Source organism: Streptomyces sp. NPDC002076 (assembly GCF_053593835.1).
In genome coordinates this window covers 208,903-232,040 of record NZ_JBSFDI010000016.1, presented here as the reverse complement: position 1 = coordinate 232,040, position 23,138 = coordinate 208,903, and the positions used below count along the sequence as shown (strand labels likewise).

Annotated in this window: 21 protein-coding genes; 13 read left to right on the top strand and 8 right to left on the bottom strand. The window is 65.4% G+C overall.

What is annotated here, in order from left to right:
* Nucleotides 1–348: 348 nt before the first annotated feature.
* On the bottom strand, nt 349–918 hold the full coding sequence (locus ACWCQS_RS30725) for a nucleotidyltransferase domain-containing protein (protein ID WP_451007470.1): 570 nt from the start codon (nt 916–918) through the stop codon (nt 349–351).
* Between the two features lie 127 nt (nt 919–1,045).
* Nucleotides 1,046–2,368: an aspartate--tRNA(Asn) ligase gene (gene aspS / locus ACWCQS_RS30720; RefSeq protein ID WP_451007469.1), complete on the bottom strand. Its 1,323-nt coding sequence runs from the start codon at nt 2,366–2,368 to the stop codon at nt 1,046–1,048.
* Between the two features lie 513 nt (nt 2,369–2,881).
* Here aspS and ACWCQS_RS30715 point away from each other — a divergent pair.
* The gene (locus ACWCQS_RS30715) at nt 2,882–3,865 is read left to right on the top strand and encodes a hypothetical protein (RefSeq protein ID WP_451007468.1); all 984 of its coding nucleotides are present in this window, start codon (nt 2,882–2,884) and stop codon (nt 3,863–3,865) included.
* Nucleotides 3,866–4,125: 260 nt separating this feature from the next.
* Here the strand turns inward: ACWCQS_RS30715 and ACWCQS_RS30710 are convergent, their stop codons facing one another.
* Both ACWCQS_RS30710 and ACWCQS_RS30705 read right to left on the bottom strand, forming a co-directional pair.
* Nucleotides 4,126–4,320 carry a hypothetical protein gene (locus tag ACWCQS_RS30710; protein WP_451007467.1) on the bottom strand — a complete coding sequence of 65 codons (195 nt, stop codon included), beginning with the start codon at nt 4,318–4,320 and terminating at the stop codon, nt 4,126–4,128.
* 548 nt (nt 4,321–4,868) lie between these two features.
* Nucleotides 4,869–6,107: a helix-turn-helix domain-containing protein gene (locus ACWCQS_RS30705; protein WP_451007466.1), complete on the bottom strand. Its 1,239-nt coding sequence runs from the start codon at nt 6,105–6,107 to the stop codon at nt 4,869–4,871.
* A gap of 571 nt (nt 6,108–6,678) precedes the next feature.
* Here ACWCQS_RS30705 and ACWCQS_RS30700 point away from each other — a divergent pair.
* The 9 genes from ACWCQS_RS30700 (at nt 6,679) to ACWCQS_RS30660 (ending at nt 17,008) form a co-directional block, all read left to right on the top strand.
* On the top strand, nt 6,679–7,299 hold the full coding sequence (locus ACWCQS_RS30700; RefSeq protein WP_451007465.1) for an HAD-IA family hydrolase: 621 nt from the start codon (nt 6,679–6,681) through the stop codon (nt 7,297–7,299).
* Nucleotides 7,284–8,141, top strand: a complete 858-nt coding sequence (locus tag ACWCQS_RS30695; RefSeq protein ID WP_451007464.1) for a hypothetical protein — start codon at nt 7,284–7,286, stop codon at nt 8,139–8,141. Before ACWCQS_RS30700 ends, ACWCQS_RS30695 begins: the two co-directional genes overlap by 16 nt.
* Nucleotides 8,138–10,180, top strand: coding sequence for an aminotransferase class I/II-fold pyridoxal phosphate-dependent enzyme (locus ACWCQS_RS30690; protein ID WP_451007463.1), 2,043 nt, complete (start codon nt 8,138–8,140; stop codon nt 10,178–10,180). The genes ACWCQS_RS30695 and ACWCQS_RS30690 overlap by 4 nt, the downstream gene beginning before the upstream one ends.
* 11 nt (nt 10,181–10,191) lie before the next feature.
* The gene (gene trpS, locus ACWCQS_RS30685) at nt 10,192–11,238 is read left to right on the top strand and encodes a tryptophan--tRNA ligase (RefSeq protein WP_451007462.1); all 1,047 of its coding nucleotides are present in this window, start codon (nt 10,192–10,194) and stop codon (nt 11,236–11,238) included.
* Nucleotides 11,239–11,255: 17 nt separating this feature from the next.
* Complete coding sequence (locus ACWCQS_RS30680) at nt 11,256–12,344, top strand: phosphotransferase family protein (protein WP_451007461.1); 1,089 nt, start codon at nt 11,256–11,258, stop codon at nt 12,342–12,344.
* Entirely contained in the window at nt 12,341–13,309 is a 969-nt protein-coding gene (locus tag ACWCQS_RS30675) for an LLM class flavin-dependent oxidoreductase (protein WP_451007460.1), read from the top strand. Before ACWCQS_RS30680 ends, ACWCQS_RS30675 begins: the two co-directional genes overlap by 4 nt.
* Entirely contained in the window at nt 13,306–14,058 is a 753-nt protein-coding gene (locus ACWCQS_RS30670; RefSeq protein ID WP_451007459.1) for a TylF/MycF/NovP-related O-methyltransferase, read from the top strand. The genes ACWCQS_RS30675 and ACWCQS_RS30670 overlap by 4 nt, the downstream gene beginning before the upstream one ends.
* 526 nt (nt 14,059–14,584) lie before the next feature.
* Nucleotides 14,585–15,436, top strand: coding sequence for a hypothetical protein (locus ACWCQS_RS30665; RefSeq protein WP_451007458.1), 852 nt, complete (start codon nt 14,585–14,587; stop codon nt 15,434–15,436).
* Nucleotides 15,437–15,481: 45 nt separating this feature from the next.
* Nucleotides 15,482–17,008 (top strand): amino acid permease, encoded by a 1,527-nt coding sequence (locus tag ACWCQS_RS30660; protein ID WP_451007457.1) that lies wholly within the window; start codon nt 15,482–15,484, stop codon nt 17,006–17,008.
* A 250-nt stretch (nt 17,009–17,258) separates the two neighbouring features.
* Here ACWCQS_RS30660 and ACWCQS_RS30655 read toward each other — a convergent pair whose 3' ends face one another.
* Genes ACWCQS_RS30655 through queC form a run of 4 tightly spaced genes read right to left on the bottom strand, consistent with a single transcriptional unit; the run spans nt 17,259 to nt 19,733 of the window.
* Complete coding sequence (locus ACWCQS_RS30655; RefSeq protein WP_451007456.1) at nt 17,259–18,026, bottom strand: GTP cyclohydrolase, FolE2/MptA family; 768 nt, start codon at nt 18,024–18,026, stop codon at nt 17,259–17,261.
* A gap of 2 nt (nt 18,027–18,028) precedes the next feature.
* On the bottom strand, nt 18,029–18,385 hold the full coding sequence (gene queD / locus ACWCQS_RS30650; protein ID WP_451007455.1) for a 6-carboxytetrahydropterin synthase QueD: 357 nt from the start codon (nt 18,383–18,385) through the stop codon (nt 18,029–18,031).
* Complete coding sequence (queE, locus tag ACWCQS_RS30645; protein ID WP_451007454.1) at nt 18,385–19,020, bottom strand: 7-carboxy-7-deazaguanine synthase; 636 nt, start codon at nt 19,018–19,020, stop codon at nt 18,385–18,387. Before queE ends, queD begins: the two co-directional genes overlap by 1 nt.
* A 2-nt stretch (nt 19,021–19,022) precedes the next feature.
* On the bottom strand, nt 19,023–19,733 hold the full coding sequence (gene queC / locus ACWCQS_RS30640; protein WP_385013924.1) for a 7-cyano-7-deazaguanine synthase QueC: 711 nt from the start codon (nt 19,731–19,733) through the stop codon (nt 19,023–19,025).
* 202 nt (nt 19,734–19,935) lie between these two features.
* On the opposite strand from queC, the gene ACWCQS_RS30635 reads away from it, so the two are divergent.
* Genes ACWCQS_RS30635 through dpdA form a run of 3 tightly spaced genes read left to right on the top strand, consistent with a single transcriptional unit; the run spans nt 19,936 to nt 23,104 of the window.
* Nucleotides 19,936–20,733, top strand: a complete 798-nt coding sequence (locus ACWCQS_RS30635; protein WP_451007453.1) for a hypothetical protein — start codon at nt 19,936–19,938, stop codon at nt 20,731–20,733.
* A complete protein-coding gene (gene dbpB / locus ACWCQS_RS30630; RefSeq protein ID WP_451007452.1) occupies nt 20,730–21,872 on the top strand; it encodes a DGQHR domain-containing protein DpdB in 1,143 nt (380 codons plus the stop codon). Before ACWCQS_RS30635 ends, dbpB begins: the two co-directional genes overlap by 4 nt.
* Nucleotides 21,869–23,104, top strand: coding sequence for a tRNA-guanine transglycosylase DpdA (gene dpdA, locus ACWCQS_RS30625; protein ID WP_451007451.1), 1,236 nt, complete (start codon nt 21,869–21,871; stop codon nt 23,102–23,104). The genes dbpB and dpdA overlap by 4 nt, the downstream gene beginning before the upstream one ends.
* The last annotated feature ends 34 nt before the right edge of the window (nt 23,105–23,138 follow it).

The window sequence follows — 23,138 nt, the reverse complement described above, 5'->3', positions numbered from 1 at the left end:
CAGAGGTCCTGGAGCGGGTCGTGGGTCACGACCGCTCATGATCGTCGAGCTGGTGACCCTCCGTGGCTCTGGCACCAAATGTGATCCAGAACCAGGGTTCGGCCGTCGTCGAGAACTGAGCCGGTAACACCTCGTTGTGTGCCGCGGCGGAGGACGAAACCGCCCTGCCGACGAGCTAAGCAACCGGTCGTGAACACTGAAATCGGCCTGACCCGCCTGCGGTTGGTTAGCGTGGCGTCGCCATTGCCTGGTCGACCAAGTGCTCACTTACGGACTACCAAGGCTTCAGGTTGTACAACTGTCGTACCACCTTCGTGTCACCGCCGGACCGCGTAGGCGGCCGACATCTCATTTGTGTGCGTCCGGTGGCATGAGACGCTGCCGCCATGGGTGGTCCGGCACGGTTACTGCGATAGCGTTCGCCAACCAAATGCGTTGAGGTTCGCCGAGCAGCGGCAGTACCGCTTCGAAGTCTGTCTCATCCTTCTCCCGTGTCGCCTTCGCCTTGTAGTAGAGCTGCACCTCGGGCGCCAGGTAGGGGATACCAGTCCCGCTTCTTCGTCCCAACCGCTCGATCGGAAGCCGGATCCGTGGGGTACGCCGACAGACCCAATGGGTGCCCTCCGCCTCGTCCAGCATGAGCTGCACGGACCAGGGCGCCTCAGGCGTGCGTCGGCACCAGACGTCGTGGAGGGGCGGCTGAAGAGTCTCCCCAGAACGCCACGGGCGCAGCCGCCCCAAGCCAGGTGGGTCCGCAACGTACAGGTCCCAGTCGGTCAAGAGATCGCGCACGCGAGCTTGGTCCCATCGGAGGACGAGGACATCGAGATCGCCGTGCGGGCGTAGCTCACGGCCGACAGCCAGTTCGATCGCGTACCCGCCAGCGATCCACCACGGGAAGTCGGCCGCAGCGAACATGACAGCTAGATCTTCGGGACGAGCCGGCACCCAGCGCCCCACTCCCTCAACACTCACCCGTCCATGCTCTCAGTGAACGAGGCCCTGGAAGGGAAACCGACGTAGGCCAGCCACACACAGAGGCCAGCTATGGGGTGAGCCGGTTCGGTCCGCGGAAGAGGAAGGTGGCCTCGCGGATCGACTCCAGTCCGAGCAAGACCATGAGTACGCGTCCAAGGCCCATGCCCAGCCCGCCGTGCGGTGGGCACCCGTACCGGAACGCGTTCAGGTAGTCCTCCATCGGCTCCCGACTCATGCCCTTCTCGGCGGCCTGCTTCAGCAGCACGTCGTAGCGGTGCTCGCGCTGGGCGCCGGTGGTGATCTCCAGCCCCTTCCAGAGCAGGTCGAAGCTCAGGGTCACGCTCGGGTCGTCGGCCGGCCGCATGTGGTAGAAGGGCCGGATGCCCACGGGGTAGTGGGTGACGAACACGAACTCGTGGCCGGTGGCCTGCTGGATGTGGGCGCTGATGCTCCGCTCGCCCTCCGGGTCCAGGTCCTCCTTGGTTCCTTCCGAGTCCCAACCGCCCTTGCGCAGGATGTCGTGCGCCTCGGCCATGGTGATGCGGGGGAAGGGCGTCGTGGGGACGGTGATCTCCACGCCGAACTGTTCCCGGACCGCATCGCCGTGTGCACCGGCGACCTTGGCGATGGCGTGGGCGAGCATCTGCTCCTCGAACGCCATAACGTCCTCGACGCCGTCAATCCAGGCCAGCTCGACGTCGACGCCGGTGAACTCGGTGGCGTGCCGGGAGGTGAACGACGGCTCTGCACGGAAGACGGGGCCGATCTCGAAGACCTTCTCGATTCCGGCCGAGATCGCCATCTGCTTGTAGAACTGTGGCGACTGGGCGAGATAGGCGCTGCGATCGAAGTAGCCGAGTTCGAAGACCTCCGCGCCAGACTCCGAGGCGGTGCCCATGAGCTTGGGGGTGTGCATCTCCGTGGCGCCCTGCGCATAGGCGTACTCGCGCATCCCCTGCTCAAGGGTGGTCTGCACGGCGAACCTCAGCTGAGCAGCGGGACGGCGGCGTACGTCCAAGAACCGCCAGTCCAGGCGGTGCTCCAGGCCCGTGTGCTCGTCGATGGGCAGCGGTGTCGCGGCCCGGTTCAGGATCTCGACCCGCTCCGGGATGATCTCCAGGCTGTGGAGCTTCACGATCGGATTCTCGGCGACGCGGCCGGTGATCCGCACCGCGGACTCCGGCGTGAGCTGCTGCAGGGCGGCCTCGATGTCGTCGCCTGCGCCGCCGCGCCGGTGGGTGACCTGCACCATGCCCGTGTGGTCGCGAACGACGACGAACTGGACCTTACTCAGCAGGCGCAGAGTGTGCGCCCAGCCCGACACGGAAACGGTTCGACCCAGGTGCTCGCGCAGGTCAGATACCAGTACACGATCGGTCGTATGGATCATCGCAGCCCTCCAGGGCGTCATGGTGATCCCTTGGGGGCGCGGGCGAGAAGGGGACTCGCGGTTCCACCACGCCTTCACCACCACTCGACAGCGGCGGCCTCATTCGTGGCCGGTAACGGGGCCAGCTGGCGGGGCATTGGACCACATGGCCGTTCCTCCCCGCACTCAGGAGGGTCTTCACCCTAGGGCGCGAGGCTGCCTTCCCAACTGCCAGCAGCTCTCTCGGCTCGCGTGATCCCGGGCTACTCGTCTCCGTCAACGCGTTGCGACGGAGGATAGCGAGCCAGGGCCTCGAGACGACAGCGAGATTTCTGCGTAGATCATGATCGTGCCAGTGGGCAGGCTCGGAAACGGGTGCGGCCACCCAATGATCACCGGCGTCAGGTGGTAGTCGCACTGATGATGCCGCTACTCGGGGGCACAGGCTACGAGGCTCAGTCAGCGAATGGACGGACAGGGATCCGCGTGACAATTTCATGGCGCTGGGAAACACAACTCCCCCATCCTGACGGAATGCCCGACATCATCACCTCACGCCTTCAGTACAACGCCACGGCGGTACGCCCAGACTGGAAGGACCTCCCACAAGACGTTCGCCAGCTCATCACCCGACGCCTCGGAGGCTCAGTACAGGCAGGGCGGAGCGCAGGGAGCGGATTTACCAGCGGCTTCGCCGCTGTACTCCGCGGGGCTTTCGGACCTCTGTTCGTCAAGGCGGTCAAGAGCCTGGACAACAGCGTGGTGGCCGACTCCTACCGCAGGGAAGCGTTGATCAACCAGGCGCTCCCGGCAGAGATTCCGGCGCCACGCCTGCAGTGGATTGAAGAGCACGACGGATGGGTCGTTCTCGGTATTGACGCTGTCCCCGGTGGCCGCATGCCCACCACACCATGGAAGCCTGATGAGCTGACAGCCACCCTCGACGCCTACACGATCACGGCGGAGGCACTCTCCACCCCACCCACAGCACTCCAACAGGTGGGCCTCAAGCCGGTGGGTGACGGCGGTGACTTCGCCGACTGGCGCAACCTCGCCCGAGGCGCCACGCCCACGAACGCCCTGCCTTCCTGGGTACCACTCGACCTACTGGACGTGCTGGCCAGCCTGGAAAGCGGATGGCGGGAGGCCGTCGCAGGCAATGCCGTCCTCCACCACGACCTACGACAGGACAACGTGCTGATCGACGCGTACGGCACCGCGTGGATCTGCGACTGGAACTGGCCCTGCCTGGGTGCAAGCTGGTCCGACCTCGTCCTGCTCCTGGCCACCGCCTACGCCGACGGCCACGACGCCACCGCTCTGTTCTCGCAGCACCCCACCGCCCGCGGCGTCGCCGACGAGCAACTCGATGCGGCGCTCGCTGCGCTGTCCGGTTTCTTCCTCGCATCCGGCGGACAGCCCGCAGCAGCCTGGTCACCGCATCTTCGCCAGCACCAGACGTGGTGTGGAGAGGTCACACTGCGATGGCTGGCCAACCGGCGTGGTTGGGCACTCTGACCTGGGGCCACCCGTTCAGTGTTTCGACAGACAGCCGCTCAGCTCAGGCCGAGGGCCGTGCTGTCAGGACGCCGCTCGGCATCCCGGTAGGCGTCGCCGAGGCCCTGGGCCAGACCACTCCCGCCCCGGTGCGTCGCGCCCTTCGTGGACATTGGTCTCCGCCACAAGCAGAAGCCATGGCCAAGCGCACACGCCCTGCTTGCCTGGTAGCTGAAGGACCGGTGGCACTGGTCGGCTGCCCCGGACTGTGCTCAGAGCTGCTAGAGCTGAATCTGGCCGATCATGTGAACAACGCTGGAGACCAGCCGATTGATCTCTGGCGCCATTGACGTGCCCGCCAGGAAAAATCCGAAGAGCACACTGACGACTGCGGGTACGGCCTTTAGGGAGCCGCCTCGGATCAGGACAACCTCGATGATCCCGAGCAGCAGGACGAGGGAGATATTCAGGGACATCAGGAATCTGTTGCCTCCGCTGGGCCGCTCCGCTCTTTGCGCGCCTGGCCGAGGGCTTTCCGCAGTGGGCCGGGCTGTGTCAGCGACCTCGGCCCTGGAGGGAAGACGTGCCAGTGCAACCCGGGCGGCTCCGTTGACGCGGCGGGCGGCACGACGACGTGGCACTTCTGTCCGAGAGGCACCGTTCCCGGCTCCTCCCAGTCGGCGGCCGTGCCTGGAGGCACGAGGAAATACAGGCGAGGCTCGGGTCCTCCGGGGTCAAGGATGACGGGACCGACCGCCGCACCGTCCTCGCGGAGAAGCTTGATCGCGCGCCGGCCGGTGATCTCCGCGGCGCGTATGGCGTCCCACCAGTGGCCCGCCGAGCACAGCTCGGGATCGTCGCCTATCGGCATCCACCGAGGCGGCAGAGCGGGAACGCGCGGGGTGACGTCGGACATGGAAGCGGCCTCCTCAGAACCATCTGTGAGGAGACCTTTCCACGCCGCTGACTCCGTGCGCGGACAGATTGTCCGTGGGTTTTCTCTTCCAAGTACCTTGACTGCACCTCAGGTTGTGATAACTCCGGCCCAACTTCCGAATGCAGACAGCTCGTTGGAGGGGTGTGCGTCCATCCGCAGGAGTGCCGCGACGGTTTCGCGAGCCGAGGGGTGGAATCGCGTGTGGTTCGGGGCGACCTTACGTGCACGCCGCAGATCCCCGAACGCACCCGCTCGGTCTCCTACGGCCAGCTTTGCCGAGGCCACGTCGATGAAGTGGTGGCTCGACCGCTCACCCACCGTCGAGGCTGGCGGTGCCCACTCCTCGCCTGGGACGTCAGACCACTCCGCTAGGCGGGCGAGCGCCTGTTCCGTGTCCCCCATGTCGATCATGGCGTGCACTTCGTGGATGCGGATGTTCGTCGGCCCGAAGGACATCTCATAGGCGAGGGAGTCACGGTTGCCGGCCATACTGGCCACGACCTCGGCCTCGCGGAGGTAGTCGTCCGCACGGTCCGGGTTGTTCTCCCTGGCCTCCAGCACGGCCAGTTTCAGCAGCAGCGCGCCGTCCACCGCGAGCGCGTCGTTGGTGAAGGAGCGTTCCGGCTGGACGCGTTCCAGTTCCTGGCGCAGTGCCTGGAGCTTGCGTCGAGCGGATGAGTAGGCCCCCTGGCGAAGCATCGCACCGGCGACCAGGTATCCGGCGGTGAACTTCATCAGCGGATCACCGGACTGGTCCGCCGCCCACCGCACCCGCTCAAGTGCCGTGTTGGACAGGTCGTGATGGCCCATCTTGTGGGCAAGGGAGTTCACCGCCCGGTAGGCACGCGCGAGGTGCCAGAACGCCTTGGCCTGGTCGCCGTTGCGGCCGCCGAGGGCGAGATGCGTCAGTTCCGTAATGATCGGAGGAAGGAGCGGCCCCATGGGGGCATAGCGCGCGTCTCGCCGGAGAGCGGCCACCTGGTCGACCTCGGACGCGAGCACCGATAGTGCCCTCGGGGCGATCTCCAGTTCGTCCGGGGTGTCGTAGCACAGCATGATCCGCCGGAGTTCCGGGATTACTGCGTGCACTCCGTCCTCCGCCTCCGGCTCACCGTAGTACGGCTGGCCGGTGAGGACCTCGGGTCCGAAATGGAGTGCCTTGGCGAGCGCCAGGACAAGCGACGGTGAAGCCTTTCGCGCGCCGGACTCCAGCTTCTGGACGTAGCTGGGTGATATAGCAACCTTCTGGGCCAGTTGAGCGGCAGACAGCTTCCGTGTCCGGCGGGCTATACGGAGACGGTCTCCCAGCGTCAGGTTTTCACTCATCAGTGGTCGATCCCTTCGCGACGGAGCACTGCGCTCAGCGTACGGACAATGTCCAGTCCCTCGGAGCGGCGCGCCAAGTGTTAACAGCAGCGTCGTCGGCATGTGCATGCTCGGACATCAGACGGACTCCGCTCGCAGAACCGGTCAATTCGATATGAATGGCACGCATTACACCCTTCGATGACTCTCGTCAGAGATCCGCCCTTTAACGAGGACTGGCGCACAAGTCAAGACCCGTGCACGAAGAACGTGCGGACAGTCTGTCCGCTCGCGTGTCTTTCCCGGTGGGATTGTTCTGTACACAACGCACACCGCCTGCGGACTGGTTTCCCGGAGGGCGCTCGCTCTTCCCCCGCCCGACGATCAGCTCGTCGTCGGGTTCAGCCGACCGCAGGGCTGGGTTCTGACCGAGATCACCGATCTACCGATGGAGCCTCACCATGCGCTATCCGCCGACGTGCACCCCCTTATCGATGGGGCCGTCCGCGATCGCTATGCCCCCAGTGAGTGACGCACAGAAGATCCTCTTCTGCAGCGATGGCGGCCGCGACGAGCTGGCCCGGAGGACGCCGTGAGGAGCCAATCGCGGTTGCACCCCGACTCGCCGGAGCGGACGTTGCTGCTGGATGCCTGCGGGGTCCTGCTGGGCGAACCCATGGAGCCGTTGTTCCGCGCCGTCGCCGTTTCCAGCGGCCTGCGGCCGACTGCGGTCGCCGAGCTGTTCCGGCAACGGTTCCGCGACGATCTGTGGGCCGGCCGCATGGATGAGGCTTCCTTCTGGACCGCCCTGGCCACGGCCTGCGGGCTGGAGCGTGCGCCAGCGGTGTGGCGTACGGTCGTGGACCAGTCCATGCGGGCCATGCCTGTGGTCCGTCGACTGCCGTCCTGGGGACGGCAGGCCCGCCTGATCCTGGTCTCGAACCACCGGCACGAGTGGCTCGTCCCGAGGCTGGAGGCGCTCGCCCTGGCCGGCCATTTCTCGGACGTGTGGATCTCCAGCCTCACGGGGGCGGTCAAGCCGGATCGAGCGGTCTACGACCGGGTGCTCGGCAGCACTGACCTGGCCCGAACCCTCTACGTGGACGACAAGCCGGCGAACGTCGCTGCCGCCAGGTCGCTTGGTGTCAGGAGCCTGCTGGCCGACGCCGACGGACGATGGTCGGAGGAGGTGGACGCGTGGCTGGGATGCTGACCGGTCCGGTGGAAGAGGTGATCAGCCAGGACTTCGTCGACCGGATCCCCGATCTCATCGCCCTGCTGGAACCTGTCGTGGCCGACATCCCCCGCGAGGGCCGGCAGTGGGTCTTCTACGGCAGCCTGCCGCTCGGCCGGGGGCGCGAAGGTAGCGACCTCGATGCGTTTCTCCTCCATGACGGCAGCCTCAGCAGTGCTCCGCACAGGCGAAGTGCCTCGTGGGGTGCGACGCCCGTGACGATCTACGTGCTGTCGCACGAAGATCTGGCAAACGACGGACTGAGGCGCCAGTTCGGCGGATACTTCACGCTGAAGCTCTTTGGCCCCTTCGTGTCCGACCGGCTCGAGTGTGACCTGTCGCTTTCGCAGCACACGGCCCGGTTCCTGGCGCCCCTTGCTGAATTGCTCGCCCTGGGACAGCCGGACACGGCCTGGAGCGCGGACCAGCTGCTTGCCCACGCTCATCTGGCGTTCCTCGACCTCTACCCGGACGCTGCGGGCTACCTGGCCAGGCTCCTTCGTAACCCCCCGCTGATGACCCGCGTGTGGGGGTACCAGCGCCATACGTACCTCGAAGCACTCCGGGCTACCGGGTACGTCGCGCCTGCGGGCACCCACGAGGGCTGGGTGTACACCGGGCTGACACCAGTCGATGACGCCGACCGGGAACGTGCCCGCTGCACGGCCCGGTTCTGGGCCTTCGGAGCCGTGTGCCATGAGGCGGACCCCGGCTTCCCGGATGTGTACTTCGGCAAAACGGACGCTCATGCAACGCCTCACGAACAGCACTCGGCCTTGGAGTTCCTCCATGGCATCGCCGAGGGAGGAGGCGCACCGTGACCACGACCCTGGCGACGTGGCACGCGGCATGTAACCGGCAGACCGCCGCGCGCGAAGAGCACCGCTCACGGCAGTTCGGCCTGCGCCCGGTCGTCTGTTCCGATGACCGGGCGCAGGAGACGGGAAAGCCGATGCTCCCCGGCGAAGTCTGGGCGACCCAGACGCTCGGTGCCTCGCAACCGTCCCCCCGCTCGGCCGCCTCTCCGATCCGCGTAGGGTTCGCCGGTCGGCGCCTGCACCTGGGCCACCTCGGACTGGCACGTACAGCAGCTCAGATGGCCGACAGCGGTGCGCACCTTCTGCTGTTCGACGCCTCGGACGATTCCACCTCCATCGTCGATGGCTTCCGCACCGCGGTCTGCCACTACGCAGGAGCCTCGGTGCCCGACCAGCTCATCGAGTACGGCCCCGAGCTACGACGGTGGCAGCACCAGGCGCTGTCCGGGCTGCGGCTGGACAGGATGCGCCGCCTCTACGGCTGGGACAGCAGTACGCCAGCGAGCGCACTAACCGACCTGGAAGCCATGATCAGCTTCTTCCTCTACACCCCGGCAGGCATGGAGGAGGGAGGTGTCGCCCTGGTCGACGCCATGCAAGCACCGCACTCGGCCCTGCTTCCCCAAGCCGCACGGGCTGTCGACGCCAAAACACCGGAGCTGCTCTACCGCCGACTCTTCCCCAGCCTGCGGCGAGAAGGTGAACGGGGCAGTGTCCGCGAGCCGTCCTCCGTGGTCTTCGCGGACGACGACGAGGCGACGGTCCAGCGTAAGTTCCTGCGTTCACGGACCGGTGGTCGGGCGAGCGTCGAAGAGCAGCGTTCCCTGGGTGGGGACGCGACGCGATGCTCGGCGTTCGCCATGATCGAGCTGCTGTGTCCACCGGAGACCGCCCAGCGGGCGCTGGAAGGCTGCCTGTCAGGTCGGAGCTGCGGGGACTGCAAGGCGGAGCACCTGACCGGGGTCGTCGCCGGGCTCCGCGCCGCCACCACGACGCCCCTGCGCGCAGGCACCTCCTCGCAGGTGGGACCCGCCGTCAGGCAGGCCACAGGCGGACTGCACCGCCCGCCACCCCGCGACGCCACCGACCTGGAGGCTGCCATCGCGGAACGCTCCGGAGTACACCCTGACCAGGTTGTGGTGGGCCACGGCTCCACGGAGGTCATGGACTGGCTTTTCCGCATCCAAGCCCGCCCCGGTGGAAAGGTGGTCGCAACAGAGCCGACGTTCGAGCTGTACCAAGGGCTCGCCGAGCGCCACAACTTGCGGTACGCGGCTGCCCCGTGGGATCCGAGCACCTTCACCCACGACACCTCGGCCTTGGCCCGTCTGGCTGACCAGGACACGGCACTCTGCGTCATCGACGTCCCGCACTCCGTCTCCGGAGCCGTCGGGCAAGTCACCGAGCTGCTCGACCGCCTCTTCGAGGCCCTGCCTGATGACGCCGTCGTACTGCTCGACCTCGTCTACGCCGACTTCATACGCACGCCCATCGAGCCGGCCTCGCTGTTGCTCAGCCGCTATCCGCGTGCCGTGCTGTTCGGGTCGATGTCCAAGGCTCACTGCTTGCTCGGCGCCCGAGCCGGGTACGCACTCGCAGTCACCCCCTTGGCCGATCGGCTGCGCGCCCAGCGGCTCCCCTACACAATGGACTCGCTGGCGCTCGCCGCGGCGCACAGCGCGCTGAGGGACGACCAGTCCCGTCAGCGGACGGTACAGGCCAGCCACGAAGCCCGGGCACGGCTCACGGCAACCCTCCAGAACCTCGGCATCGCCTACGTGCACACCGAGGGGAACTTCCTCCTGATGGATCTCGGCACGCGCCACGCATCGGTCACCAGGCGCCTGCGGTCCAGTGGGACGCCGTTCCGAGACGGCCGGCGGTGGTCGATGCCCGGCTGGATACAGCTCCATCTGATCGACGTGCCCTTCGTCGAACCACTTATCGAGGCGCTACAGCAGGACACGACCGGCGAGAATGGGACCTCATCTCATCGACCGTCGTTGCACGACAAGAGCTTTGAAGGGCCATCAGTTCCATGACAGACCAGCGCATGCTCACTGGAGACCGACCCACCGGAAAGCTGCACCTCGGCCACTACGTGGGCAGCATCGCCAACCGGGTGCAGCTCCAGCACAAGTACGAGACCTTCCTGATCATCGCCGACCTGCACATGCTCACCACCAAGAACACCCGGGAGGACATCGCCAAGGTCTCCACCAATGCCCGGGACATGGTCTTGGACTCCCTCGCAGCCGGCATCGACCCGACCCGGGCGACGTTCTACCTGCAATCGGCCATCCCCGAGGTCACCGAGCTCAACGCCCTGTTCCAGAACCTGGTGACCGTGCCGCGTCTGGAGCGCGTGCCCAGCCTGAAGGACATGGCTCGGGACGCGGGCAAGGAAGAGATGCCGTACGGCCTGCTCGGCTACCCGGTGCTCCAGGCAGCCGACATCCTCTGCGTCAAAGCGCACGTCGTCCCCGTCGGTAAGGACAACCACGCCCACGTGGAGGTCACCCGGGAGATCGCCCGCCGGTTCAACTACCTCTACGGAGAGACCTTCCCCGTCCCCGAACTCGTCGAGAGCGAGGTGCCCACCCTGGTGGGTACCGACGGCCAGGGCAAGATGAGCAAGTCCATCGGCAACGTCATCTACCTCTCCGACAGCGCCGAGGATGTCCGCAAGCGGGTCGCCGGCATGTACACCGACCCCAAGCGGATCCGCGCCGACATTCCCGGCACGGTCGAAGGCAACCCCGTCTTCATCTACCACGACGTCTTCAACGACAACGCCGCGGAGGTCGCCGACCTCAAGGAACGCTACCGAGCGGGCAAGGTCGGCGACGTCGAAGTGAAGGACAAGCTGGCTGCCGCCATCAACCGCTTCCTCGACCCGATGCGGGAGCGCCGCGCACACTACGAGGAGCAGAGCGGCCTCGTCGACGAAATCATCGTCGAAGGCACCGAACGCACCCGCCGCGAAGTGCAGCAGGTGGTCTTTGAAGCCCGCAAGGCGATGGGCCTGACCGCCGCCTACAACCAGCTGCGCCGCAAGGCCGAGCGAGCCCGCAAGAGCAGGGAAGACACAGCACCCTGAAGGACACCGGGAGACCCATGCCTTCTGGCACGTCGGTGCGGGAGCGGTCCTTAAGCTCCCGCACCGCCCACACCGTCCGTATCGTCCGCACCGGCTCCTCGGGAGCCCTTGTCCGCATCGTCCAACGCGCTGACGGCACGCTCGTGGCCGTCAAGACCGCCCGCAACCCGCGAGTGCCCGCCATCCAGCAGGCCCGCGCCCGGGACACCATCGCCCCCTACTTCGGCGCCAGACTTCCCGAGGTCCTCTTCGCCGGCCACCACCACGACAGCGACACGCTGATCACTCGCTGTCCCTCGGTAACCACCCTGGCAGACGCCGCCCTCCGTCCCGGGCCCACCACCCAGGCAGCCGCGGTATGGACCGAGGTGACCGAGGCACTCTGCCAGGTATGGCTCCAGTCCGCACGGCCCGGCTTCGAGCCTGCGCTGGCCACCAGAAAACACACACTGCGACTGGAACGTGGCCGCCACGGCTTAAACCACGCCGCACACCACTTGCGAATACCGATCGACGGCCAGCACCACATCATCGTCAACGGCACGGACCACGGATCCCTGGACCGGATGCTGCATCGGCTGGCAGTCCTCCGACCACCCACTATTCGCGTCGCCTGCCACGGAGACCCACAACCCCGCAACGTCCTGCTCGACCACGCGAAGCAGTGGCACCTGGTGGACTGGGAGTGGTCCGGTCACCATCAGGACTGGCGCATGATGACAAGCCACCTCGTCGGCTGGTGGTACGTCGAGAGCCTCCTGGCCGGCACGCACGGCGGGGTCACGCCTACACGGTCCGCACTCGCGCTCAGTTACAGCAGCACACCCCCGACTGTTCTCTCCAGGTGGACCGCCCCGGCGGTGCGCGCCTTCCGGCGGATGAGTCGGCCCGCTGAACTCGAAGAGGACTTCTGTGCGCTCGCTGTTCACACCGCGATGCTCCTGCTCCGGGAATTACCCAAGGTCATCGTGGAGGGAAGACACCACCTGTTCGCTCCACTCCTGGGCGAGGCGGCCCGGATCCTCGACTCCGCGTACTCCGACCGTCCGCACCCGCTGCTGGAAGCCTTCACCCACCCGCAGCAGACTGAGGGGAGCCTGGGGTGATCACGATCGGCCTGGCACTGCCCCATTACGACGGCTTCTTCCCCAACCCAGGGGTCACCGGAGCACACCGGACGCGCAGGGCACTCGCCTACGCCCAAAGAGCGGAGCAGGTCGGACTGCACCAGCTCTGGGTGTCCGACCATCTCTGGCTGGACGTCGCCTCCCAGGACCGTCGCCGCTCCCCGGACTGCTGGACTCTCTTGGCCGCGATCGCCGCGACCACCCGTCGCATCCGGCTCGGATCTCTAGTCACCCCCGCATCGCTGCGCGAGCCCGAACTCCTCGTCCACCAGATCGCAACGGTTGCCGATCTCGCCGGAGAACGCCTCGACATCGGCCTCGGCGCTGGCTGGAACGCCGCGGAGTTCGCAGCGGCAGGTCGTCGGTTCTCCGCAGCCGCCGACCGGCTCGCCGACGTGGAACGGACTGCTGCGCTGATCCGCACCGAGCTGGGTCCTACGGCACCGCCGGTTTGGGTCGGAGGCAAACGCAGCGGCATTCTGAGCGTCGCCGCACGCATCGCCGATGGTTGGAACCTGGCCTGGGACCCCACCCCTGCCGCCTACTGGCAGCGTCTCGCGCGGCTGAACGCAGCGCAGCCGTCGGCACGGAAAAGCGCCCCCATCCTGCGCTCCGTCGGGCTCACCACCGTCATCGGAACGGACGAAGCCGATCTCCACCAGCGGTGGACCAGGCTGCGCCGTTGGGTACCCGGCGGCCACCTCGACGGGCTCAGCTTCGACGCCTGGCGCAAACGGGGGCTGATCGGCACTCCTGACGAGGTGCACAGCCGGCTCACCGCATGGGAGAGCCTCGGGGTCCACCACGTCGTGTGCGCCCTCGGCATGCCCTTCGGTCTGTTCGACGACGAGCAGATCGACCTGCTCACGGCCGCAGCTCGCCGGGCCGGAGCCACTACCACCGCTAAGCCACTCACCCAGGAAGAAAGGTATGGAACAGCATGATCGACCTTCCCGATCCGGCCACAGCATTCCAGCACGAAGAGGACTTCCTCCTGACCTGTGGCCCCAGCCGCATCGGCAAGATAATCGCGCTTTATGACCTCTACCAGCGGATCCGCACGGTCCCTGGTGCGATCGTCGAGTGCGGTGTCTTCCGCGGGGGATCCTTCACCATGTGGGCGATGCTGCGGCACCTGCTGGAGTCCGAGCACACCCGGCCCCTCATTGGTTTCGACACGTTCGGGGAGTTCCCCCACACCAGCGCCGAATCCGACCAGCGCATCGTCGACCACATCCAGCAGGTCGCCGGCCTCAACTGCATCGGAGCAGACCAGCTGCTTGAGACCCTGGGGCAACGGAGGCGCGGGCTTGAAGCGAACACGGTCCTGGTCCCTGGCGACGTGTGCGAGACGGTTCCGCAGTACGTCGCCAACCACCCCGAGCTCGCCATCTCGCTGCTCGTGATCGACACCGACCTCTACGAGCCAGCCGTCACCTGCCTCACCGAACTCGTTCCCCTCGTGTCCCCGGGCGGCATCGTGATCGTGGACAACTACGGGGTCTTTCCCGGCGAGACCCAGGCGTTCCGCGAGTACCTGGCTTCCCACCCGGGCACACAGTTAGAGCAGCCCGCTCACACCGGGCATCTCATGCACTTCTCCCCGTCCGCAGCAGTCGCTCCGCCGAGCCAGCCACTTCCCGAGAGGCAGGCTGCCGCAGAAGCTATGGGGCACGTCCGAGTCGGTCGATAGCCCCGAGGACTCACGGGTTGGTACCCGCAGACTGACCGGCTCGTTGACACGTCCGCCCGAGCAAGGGTGATGACCATCTTCGAACAGCCTCGGTCACCCGGTGGCCCTGGCCATCCACCTCGCCGAGCGGCGCTTCGGTGCCGTGCTGCGCCACGGCTTCGGCGAACTCGCCGCTCTCTGCGCTGCGAGCGAGGTGAAGTACGGCATCGGCGGATGACCGCTCCGGTATCGGGCGCTTGCACCACCCTCGGGGCGAGCTGCTGCCTGACGGTGACCAAACCAGGTTCCAGGGAACCCCGCCCGCGTCATCACAGGAGGTCCACAGTCCCATGATCAGCGCCCCGTCACCCGCTCTCGGCATCGATGCCTCTGGACCAGCCGCCTGCGAGCGTACGGTCCGCCGGGACGACCGCTACGGCCAGCGGAGGTTGAGTGGGAACAAGAAAGGATGAGAACCAGAGAGCCCCTCGACACACACCCGGCCCGGGATGACCAAGCACTGCGGCGGGCCTTGGAAGACGCCTCCATGGGGCGCTGGGAGGGCCCGCAGCAGATGCTGACCTCTACCGGCGCGGACTGGGACCGCCGGATCTTCCGCCTCCAGGTTCTCGCCGAAGCAGGTGCGCGGCTGCGCTTCGCCGACACCTGGGCGAAGGCGGAACCGCGCTCACCGCACGCCCTGGCCCTGCTCGCGAACGTACAAGCCCTCCGCGCGATGATCGCCGGGCGGAACAGCGGCCGGTCACTGATGCGGGAAGCGTGGGCCACCTGCCGCACCTCGCTGGAGGTGTGGCCGCACGACGTCGCGCCCCTGGTGGTGATGCTCGCGTTGCTGCGCACGCACGCACCGAACCGGGCGACCCTGCGGCAGGTGTGGGCGGAGATCAAGCAGCGCGACCCGTGGAACCGCGAGGCCCACCACGAAGTCACCACGTACCTGTTGCAGCGATACCACGGCCGGCCCGGTGAAGCGATGTGGTGGGCCGAGGAGCAGGCGTCCATCGCCCCGCAGGGACTGCCGATCGCGGTCCTGCCCCTGGTCGTGATCGCCGAAGCCCACCGATCCCGTCAGGAGCGCGACCGGACGGCCTACGGACTGACCATTCACCCCTCGATCGACTGCCCGCAGATCGACCCCGTGCTGGAACGCTGGTGGCGCTACCGCGCCCCTCGGCCACATGCCTGCTTCGCCGACGACGCCAACTACCTCGCGCACGCCCTGTCGTTCGCCAACCGCCACAGCGAAGCGGCGGAGGTCTTCGACGCGATCGGCCCCCATGCCACCCGCGTCCCGTGGTCCTACTGCGGCCAGGCCGAAGACCTGTTCCTGCGGCACCGAGCCTGGGCCTACAGCCCGCCGCGACGCCGGCACCCCTGACCACCCTGACACCACCCCCTCCGATGTACGAAGGACGGCACCCCCATGCCTCTTGACGTCTCCCGCGTCTCCGACGAGGAACGCCTGAAGCAACTCGGCTACCAGCAGACGCTCTCCCGCTCGATGTCCGGCAGAGCCAACTTCGGGGTCAGCTTCACGATCATCTCGATCCTGTCCGGCTGCATGACCCTGTACGGCTACGGCATGAACACCGGCGGCCCAGCCGTGATCATGTGGGGCTGGTTGTTCGTCGGCCTGATGACACTGTTCGTCGGCCTGTCGATGGCCGAGGTCTGCTCCTCCTACCCGACCAGCGCCGGCCTGTACTTCTGGGCACATCGCATGGCCCCCGCGAGAACGGCCGCGGCCTGGGCGTGGTTCACCGGCTGGTTCAACGCCCTGGGCCAGATAGCGGTGACCGCGGGCGTCGACTTCGGCGCCGCCACCTTCCTCAACGCCCTGCTCGACCTTCAGTTCGGCTTCACCGCCACGCCCGGCCACACCATCACGCTGTTCGGGATCATCCTCGCCCTGCACGGCGTGCTGAACACCTTCGTTGTCCGCATCGTCGCCTTCCTCAACGAGGTCTCCATCTGGTGGCACATCCTCGGCGTCGTCGTCATCTGCGGCGCCCTGGTGCTCGTGCCCGACCACCACCGGTCGACCGGCTTCGTCTTCGGCGAGTTCGTCAACAACACCGGCTTCTCCTCCAGCGCCTATGTGGTGCTGATCGGACTGCTGATGGCGCAGTACACCTTCACCGGCTACGACGCCTCCGCCCACATGACCGAGGAGACCATCGACGCCTCCACCGCCGGCCCCAAGGGCATCGTCCGCTCGATCCTCGTCTCCCTCGCCGCTGGCTTCATCCTCCTCTTCGGCTTCACCTACGCCATCCAGTCCTACGCCGGCGCACTCGGCTCGGGGACCGGGGTGCCCCCGGCGCAGATCCTCATGGATGCTCTTGGCGCTGCGGCTGGCAAGTGGATGTTGCTGGTCGTCATCGTCGCCCAGCTCTTCTGCGGCATGGCGTCCGTCACCGCCAACTCCCGCATGATCTACGCCTTCTCCCGCGACGGCGCCCTGCCCTTCTCCAAGGTGTGGCACAAGCTGAACCCCGCTACGCGCACGCCCACCAACGCCGTCTGGCTCGCCACGGGCGGCGCCTTCGCCCTCGGCCTTCCCTACCTGTGGAACACCACCGCGTACGCGGCCGTCACCTCGATCGCGACCATCGGCCTGTATATCGCGTACGTCATCCCGACCTACCTCCGGCTGCGCCAGGGGAGCCGGTTCGAGCGCGGCCCCTGGCACCTCGGCTCCTGGTCCCCCGTTGTCGGCACGATAGCGGTCGCCTGGGTGCTGGTGATCACCGTGCTGTTCATGCTGCCGCAGACCTCGCCCGTCACCGCGCACACCTTCAACTACGCGCCTGTCGCGGTCGGCGTCGTCATCGCCTTCTGCGCTATCTGGTGGCTGGCCTCCGCGCGCAAGTGGTTCCTCAACCCCGCACAGCCACGGCGCTCAACCCTCCGCCGAGACACTGCCACAGAGGAAATCGCTGGCCTGTAGGCCAAGCAGTGCTGCAGTGCGCGTGCCACCCGGGCAGGACAATAGGCACGCGCGCTGCAGCGTTGGAAAAGCGGCCTCTTCCTCTGAAGCACCCTGCGCCGAAGCCGGTAACTCCCGCGCTGCTGCACGACCGCTCGCATCGCTCGAACAGCACGGCCTCACAACGCAGTCCGGTGCCCCCTGGAAGGGCCCCAAGCAAACGCACTGACCACCAACGATGCGGCTCACTCGTCTACATGGGGCGTAAGGCTCATCCAGTGACGTATGCGACGGCGTCGTGGCTATGGATGCTTTCTAGGTTGCGGACCTTCACCGAGTGACGAAGACCTCGCTCGCGGCAGTCGTGGCTGACTTTCCGCACCATGTCCTCGACGAACATGGGGTGTTCGTACGCCTGCATCGTCAGCACTCGTTCATCGGGGCGCTTGACCAAGGGCACGACCGGCGCGGACGCGCACCGCTCCAGGAGCCTGACGGCCTCCTGCACGCCGAAGGGGTAAGGCGCATCCCCGTGTCCCGTCACGGAGAGGGTGACCCGGCTGCGCTGGTTGTGGGCGCCGTAATCCGAGATAGCTTTCGAGCACGGGCACAGGCTGGTCACTTCGGTGGTGACGAACGTGACCACCGTCGTGGCACCGTTGTCCCAGCGGCCTTCGAAGCGAACATCGTGGACCTGCAGCGACTCTTGACCGCTCGCAGGTGCCACCACTGTCGTACTCAAAGGAACATCGATCGCCACGGCGAATGCTGGTGCATCCAGAAGGTCGGCCCCGACTTTCAGGAGGTACGGCAGCTTGCGGGGATCGAAGCGGCGCAGGTGCTCATGGGCGAAGGCCACCATGCGGCTCATGTGAGTTCCGCGGCGGTCGTGCTGGAGCCGCACGGTCACTTCGATCTCGGCGATGCCCTCCTGACGGAGGTGACCGTCCTCGAAGTACAGCGGGTACCGCAGCCCGCTGATGCCCACGTCGTCGATCTCGATACCTCGGGCATCGGTCTCGTTCTGGATGTCGTGCATGGTCACTCGCCCCGATAAGTGCAGCCGGACGTGCACGTCTCGCGGACGGTGAGCGCAGAGAGGTGGGGCAGCGCCGGCTTCAGCCGATCCCAGATCCAGCGGGCGAGGACCTCGCTGGTCGGGTTGTCCAGGCCCTCGATGTCGTTGAGGTAGTAGTGATCGAGTTGTGCTTCGATGGGCTTGAAGGCCTTCTTGAGGTCCCCAAAGTCCATGACCCAACCCGCCTCAGGGTCGACGGGTGCCTCTACGTGGACGATGACCTTGTAAGAGTGGCCGTGCAGGCGCGCGCACTTGTGCCCCTCGGGAACCTTGGGCAGGCGGTGCGCGGCTTCGAACGTGAACTCGCGGAAGATTTCCATTACTGAATTCCCAGATACTTGTGCGTCTGGAGAGAGAGGATCCAGCGCGGGTTCTTCATGCAGTACTCGACCGTCGCCCTGGTGTTGGCTTCAACGTCAGGATTGTCCATGGGCTGGAGCCGGAAGTACCGGAAGTCCAACTGCTCGAACTGACGGGGGTCCCCTCCCAACTGGGGGTAGACCAACTTCAACTCGTCACCGCTGGTCACGACCAGCTCAGAGCCGATCTTGGGGCTGACGCAAAGCCAGTCGATGCCCTTGGGCGGCACACGCGTGCCGTTCGTCTCGACGGCCACCTCGAAGCCGCGGGCATGCAGCGCATCGATCGCTGCTTCGTCGAGCTGCAGGAGCGGCTCGCCGCCCGTGCACACCACGAAGCGGTGCTCTCTGGAGGACGACGGCCACGCGTTTTCGACTGCCTGAGCGAGGTCGTCCGGACTCCGAAACTTGCCGCCACCTTCTCCGTCAGTTCCGACGAAATCTGTGTCACAGAACTGGCAGATCGCACGGTGCCGATCCTTCTCCAGTCCGGTCCACAGGTTGCACCGGGAGAAGCGGCAGAAGACGGCCGGACGGCCTGCGTGGCTCCCTTCGCCTTGCAGGGTGTAGAAGATCTCCTTGACCAGGTAGGTCATTCTCACGCGCCCTGGTACTGCACAGGGTCGGTGACGCCAGCCTCGGCGAAGCCCTTGAGACGGAGCAGGCAGGTCTCGCAGTGCCCGCAGGCTCGTCCCTGCTCGTCCGGGTCGTAGCACGATGACGTCAGGGAGTAGTCCACGCCAAGGCGCAGGCCTTCCCGGACGATGTCGGCCTTCGACATGGAGATGAGCGGGGAGTGCAGCTTGAGCTTCTGCGTGCCCTCGACTCCGGCGCGGGTGGCCAGGTTGGCCATCTGCTCGTAGGCCTCCATGTATTCGGGCCGGCAGTCCGGGTAGCCGCTGTAGTCGACCGCCGTCACGCCCGTGAAGATGTCACTCGCCCCTACCGTCTCCGCGAAGGCCAGCGCGAAGGACAGGAAGATCGTGTTGCGTGCCGGAACGTAGGTAATGGGCACGCTGCTGTCGATGCCCTTGTCGTCAGCGGCATCCAGGGACTCGTGCTTCGGGACCTCGATGTCCGAGGTGAGGGCCGAGCCACCGAAAACTCGCAGGTCGATGTCCGCGATCACGTGACGCGCAACCCCCTGCGCCGCGGCCACGCGCTTTGCGGCCTCAAGCTCCACACTGTGCCGCTGGCCGTAGCGGAAGCTCAACGCGTACGGCGTGTAGCCCTGGTCCTTGGCGATCGCCAGAACAGTCGTCGAGTCCAGCCCGCCACTCAATAGAACGATCGCGGGACGCTCCGCCATGCCTGCTCCCTAGTTAGGTCCTGTGTACGGCTGAACCCTAGCGTGAAAACTGGCAGGTAGAGTAACGGCAACAATCTTCCAGTTAGAGTCGTCGGGGAGTAGGGGCTGCGTGAGGCAACTAACGCTGGTCGTCACATGCACGGACCGCAAGGCTGCTGTGCCAGAGACCGAACTGCACGCCAGGCAGCTCCCTGCAGGACCGGTGAAGGAGCGTGCCGCGCTCTGGAGCGACCGCATCAACAGTGCCTCGCACACTCGCTCGCTCGCCGAGCTCTATCGCGGCGACCACTGGACACAGGCTCTCCGGCTCCGTGAAGGGGCCGCTAAGGTTGGGTTCAAAGCGGACATTTGGGTGGCCTCTGCCGGCCTCGGGCTTCAGCCCATAACCGCGTCCGCTCCTTCTTACGCGGCGACCTTCAGCACCCGACATGCAGACTCTGTGGCCACCACCGCAGAAGAGACCGCCCAGTGGTGGAGCCACCTTCAAGAGGCAACCGGTCGGGCAACGATGCAGGAACTCGGCAAGGCTGGCCCCGTTCTGATGGTTCTCTCCGAGGCTTACGCAAAGGCCATGGAAGCGGAACTGCGTGCTCTAGCCGAGGTCGCCAGCGAGGCCCTGCTCTTCGGTGGAGCGGAAGAGATCGCCGGCATTCAAAGAGTCCCGGCGGATGCAGGGCTGAGGCGCGCCCTGGGCGGAACACTCACGAGTCTCAACGTTCGCATGGCCGCGTCCTGGCTCCAGCACTGCGAGGACGGCCACCTGACCTCAACCGCTACCAGGGACTCCTGGAACAAGTGGGCAGTGAGCGAGTCGAGGCCCGAGCAGCACAACCGTCAGCCAATGACCAATGAGCAGGTGGTCGCTTTTATCGAACAACGGACTGCATCCCAGCCTGGTATCTCGAGGACGCGTCTCCTGCGCCAACTCCGAGATGAAGGCCTGGCCTGCGAACAGAGCCGCTTCGCCACCCTTTACATCAAGACCATGGGGAAGCTGTGACAGAGAACCTTATCCGGCGCAGAGCCCTGCGCGTCGAGCAGAATCCCAGCATCCCTCTCTATGTCTTCGCCCTCGAAGCCGGAGAGGTGGATCGTGTGGCTGACGTAGCCCGGATCTCCCGTGACGAAGCCGGCAAGCTGCTTGGCTACCAGCGGCCCGAGAAGAAGCAACACGTCAAGCAGATTCTCGACTATCTGGACGGCGAGGACGTGTTGTTCCCGAACGGTCTCATCCTCGCTCTCCCCTCCTCTGTCCGCTTCAAAGGCAGCCGAGGGCCTAACAGCACCGATGGTTTGGCAACTATCGGGACCATCGAGATTCCTCTGCCGGATTCCGACGAAGCGCCTCGCCCCGCCTTGATTGTGGACGGGCAGCAGCGAAGCCTCGCACTCGCCCGCACGAAGAGGTCGAAACTCCCTATCACTGTCGCAGGATTCGTTGCCGAAGACCTTGAGGTCCAACGCGACCAGTTCCTACGGGTCAACACCGTGTCGCCGCTTCCAACCAACCTGGTGTCAGAACTCCTGCCCGAGGTCAACACGAAGCTCCCCACCAGACTGTCTGCTCGGAAGCTTCCCTCCACCCTCGTCAACGCTCTTAACCTAGACAGCGACTCACCCTTCAAGGGGCTGATTAAACAGGCCTCAACTACGGGCGATAGAAAGTCTGAGGCCGTAGTCAAGGACAACAGTCTCATCTCTGCTATCGAGGAATCACTCGCTCCCTCCGGTGTCCTCTTTCCGTACAAGAACCTCTCCAACGGGACCACCGACACCGCAGCGATGAGGGACATCCTCGTTGTCTACTGGACGGCAGTCAGAGACACTTTCCCTGAGGCTTGGGGGCTATCGCCAGCAAAGAGCCGACTCATGCACGGTGTCGGAATTCGATCAATGGGACGCCTCATGGATCGGATAATGGACCGTGTGCTGGTGAGTGCAGAAATCGGGTCGAAAGATGCCTATGACAAGGCAATGGCGGAACTGGAACTCGTCAAGCCTCACTGTCATTGGACCAAGGGTCGTTGGCCGGAACTCAACATTCCCTGGAATGAACTGCAGAACACACCCCGCCATATCAGCACCCTGTCCAACCTTTTGATCCGAATCTACCTGCAGTCGAGGATGAGCGCGTCGTGAAGTTCTACTTCCCGGACAGTCAAGACCAAGTCAGTCCCACATACGATTTCATCAACGATGAGTACTCCCCCTACCGTGTTCGGCAAAGAGATGATCTCTATGCTCACCAGGCTGTAAATCCAGCTCCATATGACGGGATTTTGGTGAGCAAGGCCATTGTTGACGGGTCGGTGAAGGGGGCAGGGAAGTATAGCGCCCCTCAGCGCGAGCGACTCTACCGCCTCGGGGTTCGAGAGTTCTTCAGACTCCCAAAGACAATGAGGAGTCTCGGCGATTGCGGCGCATTCAACTATATCAATGAAGAGCGCCCGCCCTACTCTGTCGAGCAAGTCCTCGATTTTTACATCGGCTGCAAATTCAATTCAGGGATCAGCATCGACCATGTGATCTTCGGCTACGACCCCGAAGATACAAACGTCGACCCAGCATGGGCGAAGCGTCGCGAGATTTCACTGGAGTTGGCAGAAGAATTCATTGGGGCTGTCCGGGCCCGAAACTCCAAGATACTGAACGAGGACGACAAGCTCGAACCGGTCGGCGCAGCTCAGGGGTGGAGTCCAGCCAGCTATGCGGACAGCGTCGCCCGACTTCAGCGAATGGGATACAAGCGCATCGCCCTGGGAGGCATGGTACCGCTAAAGACCCACGAAATCGTGGCCTGCCTGAAGGAAATCGCTAAGATTCGCACGGACGGTGTCGAATTCCACCTGCTGGGGATCACCCGTGTTGACAGTATGGAGGAATTCGCCAAGTACTACGTCGGCAGCTTCGACAGCACCTCGGCGTTCCGTCAGGCCTTCATGGACGAGCGCAACAACTACCACACTGCCAACGGCTCCTACACGGCGATCAGAGTCCCGCAGGTCGATGGAAACCCCACACTCAAGCGGCTCATCCTCGCCGGTGTCGTCTCTCAGACTGCGGCGATCAAGGCCGAGCGAGAATGCCTCCATCTGCTCCGCAAGTACGACGAGCGCAAGGCAGACACGGAAGAGGTGATGGAGGCACTGCGCGCCTACCAGGCGCTTCTCGGTGATGAGAAGAAGCTGAAGCAAGTTGAGAGGTGCAAACCAACTCTCGCTGACCGTCCGTGGGAGGACTGTCCATGCGATCTATGCAAGGAACACAAGATCGAGATGGTCATCTTCCGTGGATCTGAGCGAAATAAACGTCGCGGATTCCATAACATGACTGTCCTCGAAGCCAAGATGCGCAAGCTGTCGTTCACATAATTACCCAGAACGCGCATAAAACTCAAAAGCTATC

Bases quoted from the DNA above. Each gene is read 5' to 3' on its own strand.
- ACWCQS_RS30725 (WP_451007470.1), bottom strand. From the start codon at position 918: ATGTTCGCTGCGGCCGACTTCCCGTGGTGGATCGCTGGCGGGTACGCG.
- aspS (WP_451007469.1), bottom strand. From the start codon at position 2,368: ATGATCCATACGACCGATCGTGTACTGGTATCTGACCTGCGCGAGCAC.
- ACWCQS_RS30715 (WP_451007468.1), top strand. From the start codon at position 2,882: ATGCCCGACATCATCACCTCACGCCTTCAGTACAACGCCACGGCGGTA.
- ACWCQS_RS30710 (WP_451007467.1), bottom strand. From the start codon at position 4,320: ATGTCCCTGAATATCTCCCTCGTCCTGCTGCTCGGGATCATCGAGGTT.
- ACWCQS_RS30705 (WP_451007466.1), bottom strand. From the start codon at position 6,107: ATGAGTGAAAACCTGACGCTGGGAGACCGTCTCCGTATAGCCCGCCGG.
- trpS (WP_451007462.1), top strand. From the start codon at position 10,192: ATGCTCACTGGAGACCGACCCACCGGAAAGCTGCACCTCGGCCACTAC.
- ACWCQS_RS30680 (WP_451007461.1), top strand. From the start codon at position 11,256: ATGCCTTCTGGCACGTCGGTGCGGGAGCGGTCCTTAAGCTCCCGCACC.
- ACWCQS_RS30670 (WP_451007459.1), top strand. From the start codon at position 13,306: ATGATCGACCTTCCCGATCCGGCCACAGCATTCCAGCACGAAGAGGAC.
- ACWCQS_RS30665 (WP_451007458.1), top strand. From the start codon at position 14,585: ATGGGGCGCTGGGAGGGCCCGCAGCAGATGCTGACCTCTACCGGCGCG.
- ACWCQS_RS30660 (WP_451007457.1), top strand. From the start codon at position 15,482: ATGCCTCTTGACGTCTCCCGCGTCTCCGACGAGGAACGCCTGAAGCAA.
- ACWCQS_RS30655 (WP_451007456.1), bottom strand. From the start codon at position 18,026: ATGCACGACATCCAGAACGAGACCGATGCCCGAGGTATCGAGATCGAC.
- queD (WP_451007455.1), bottom strand. From the start codon at position 18,385: ATGGAAATCTTCCGCGAGTTCACGTTCGAAGCCGCGCACCGCCTGCCC.
- queE (WP_451007454.1), bottom strand. From the start codon at position 19,020: ATGACCTACCTGGTCAAGGAGATCTTCTACACCCTGCAAGGCGAAGGG.
- queC (WP_385013924.1), bottom strand. From the start codon at position 19,733: ATGGCGGAGCGTCCCGCGATCGTTCTATTGAGTGGCGGGCTGGACTCG.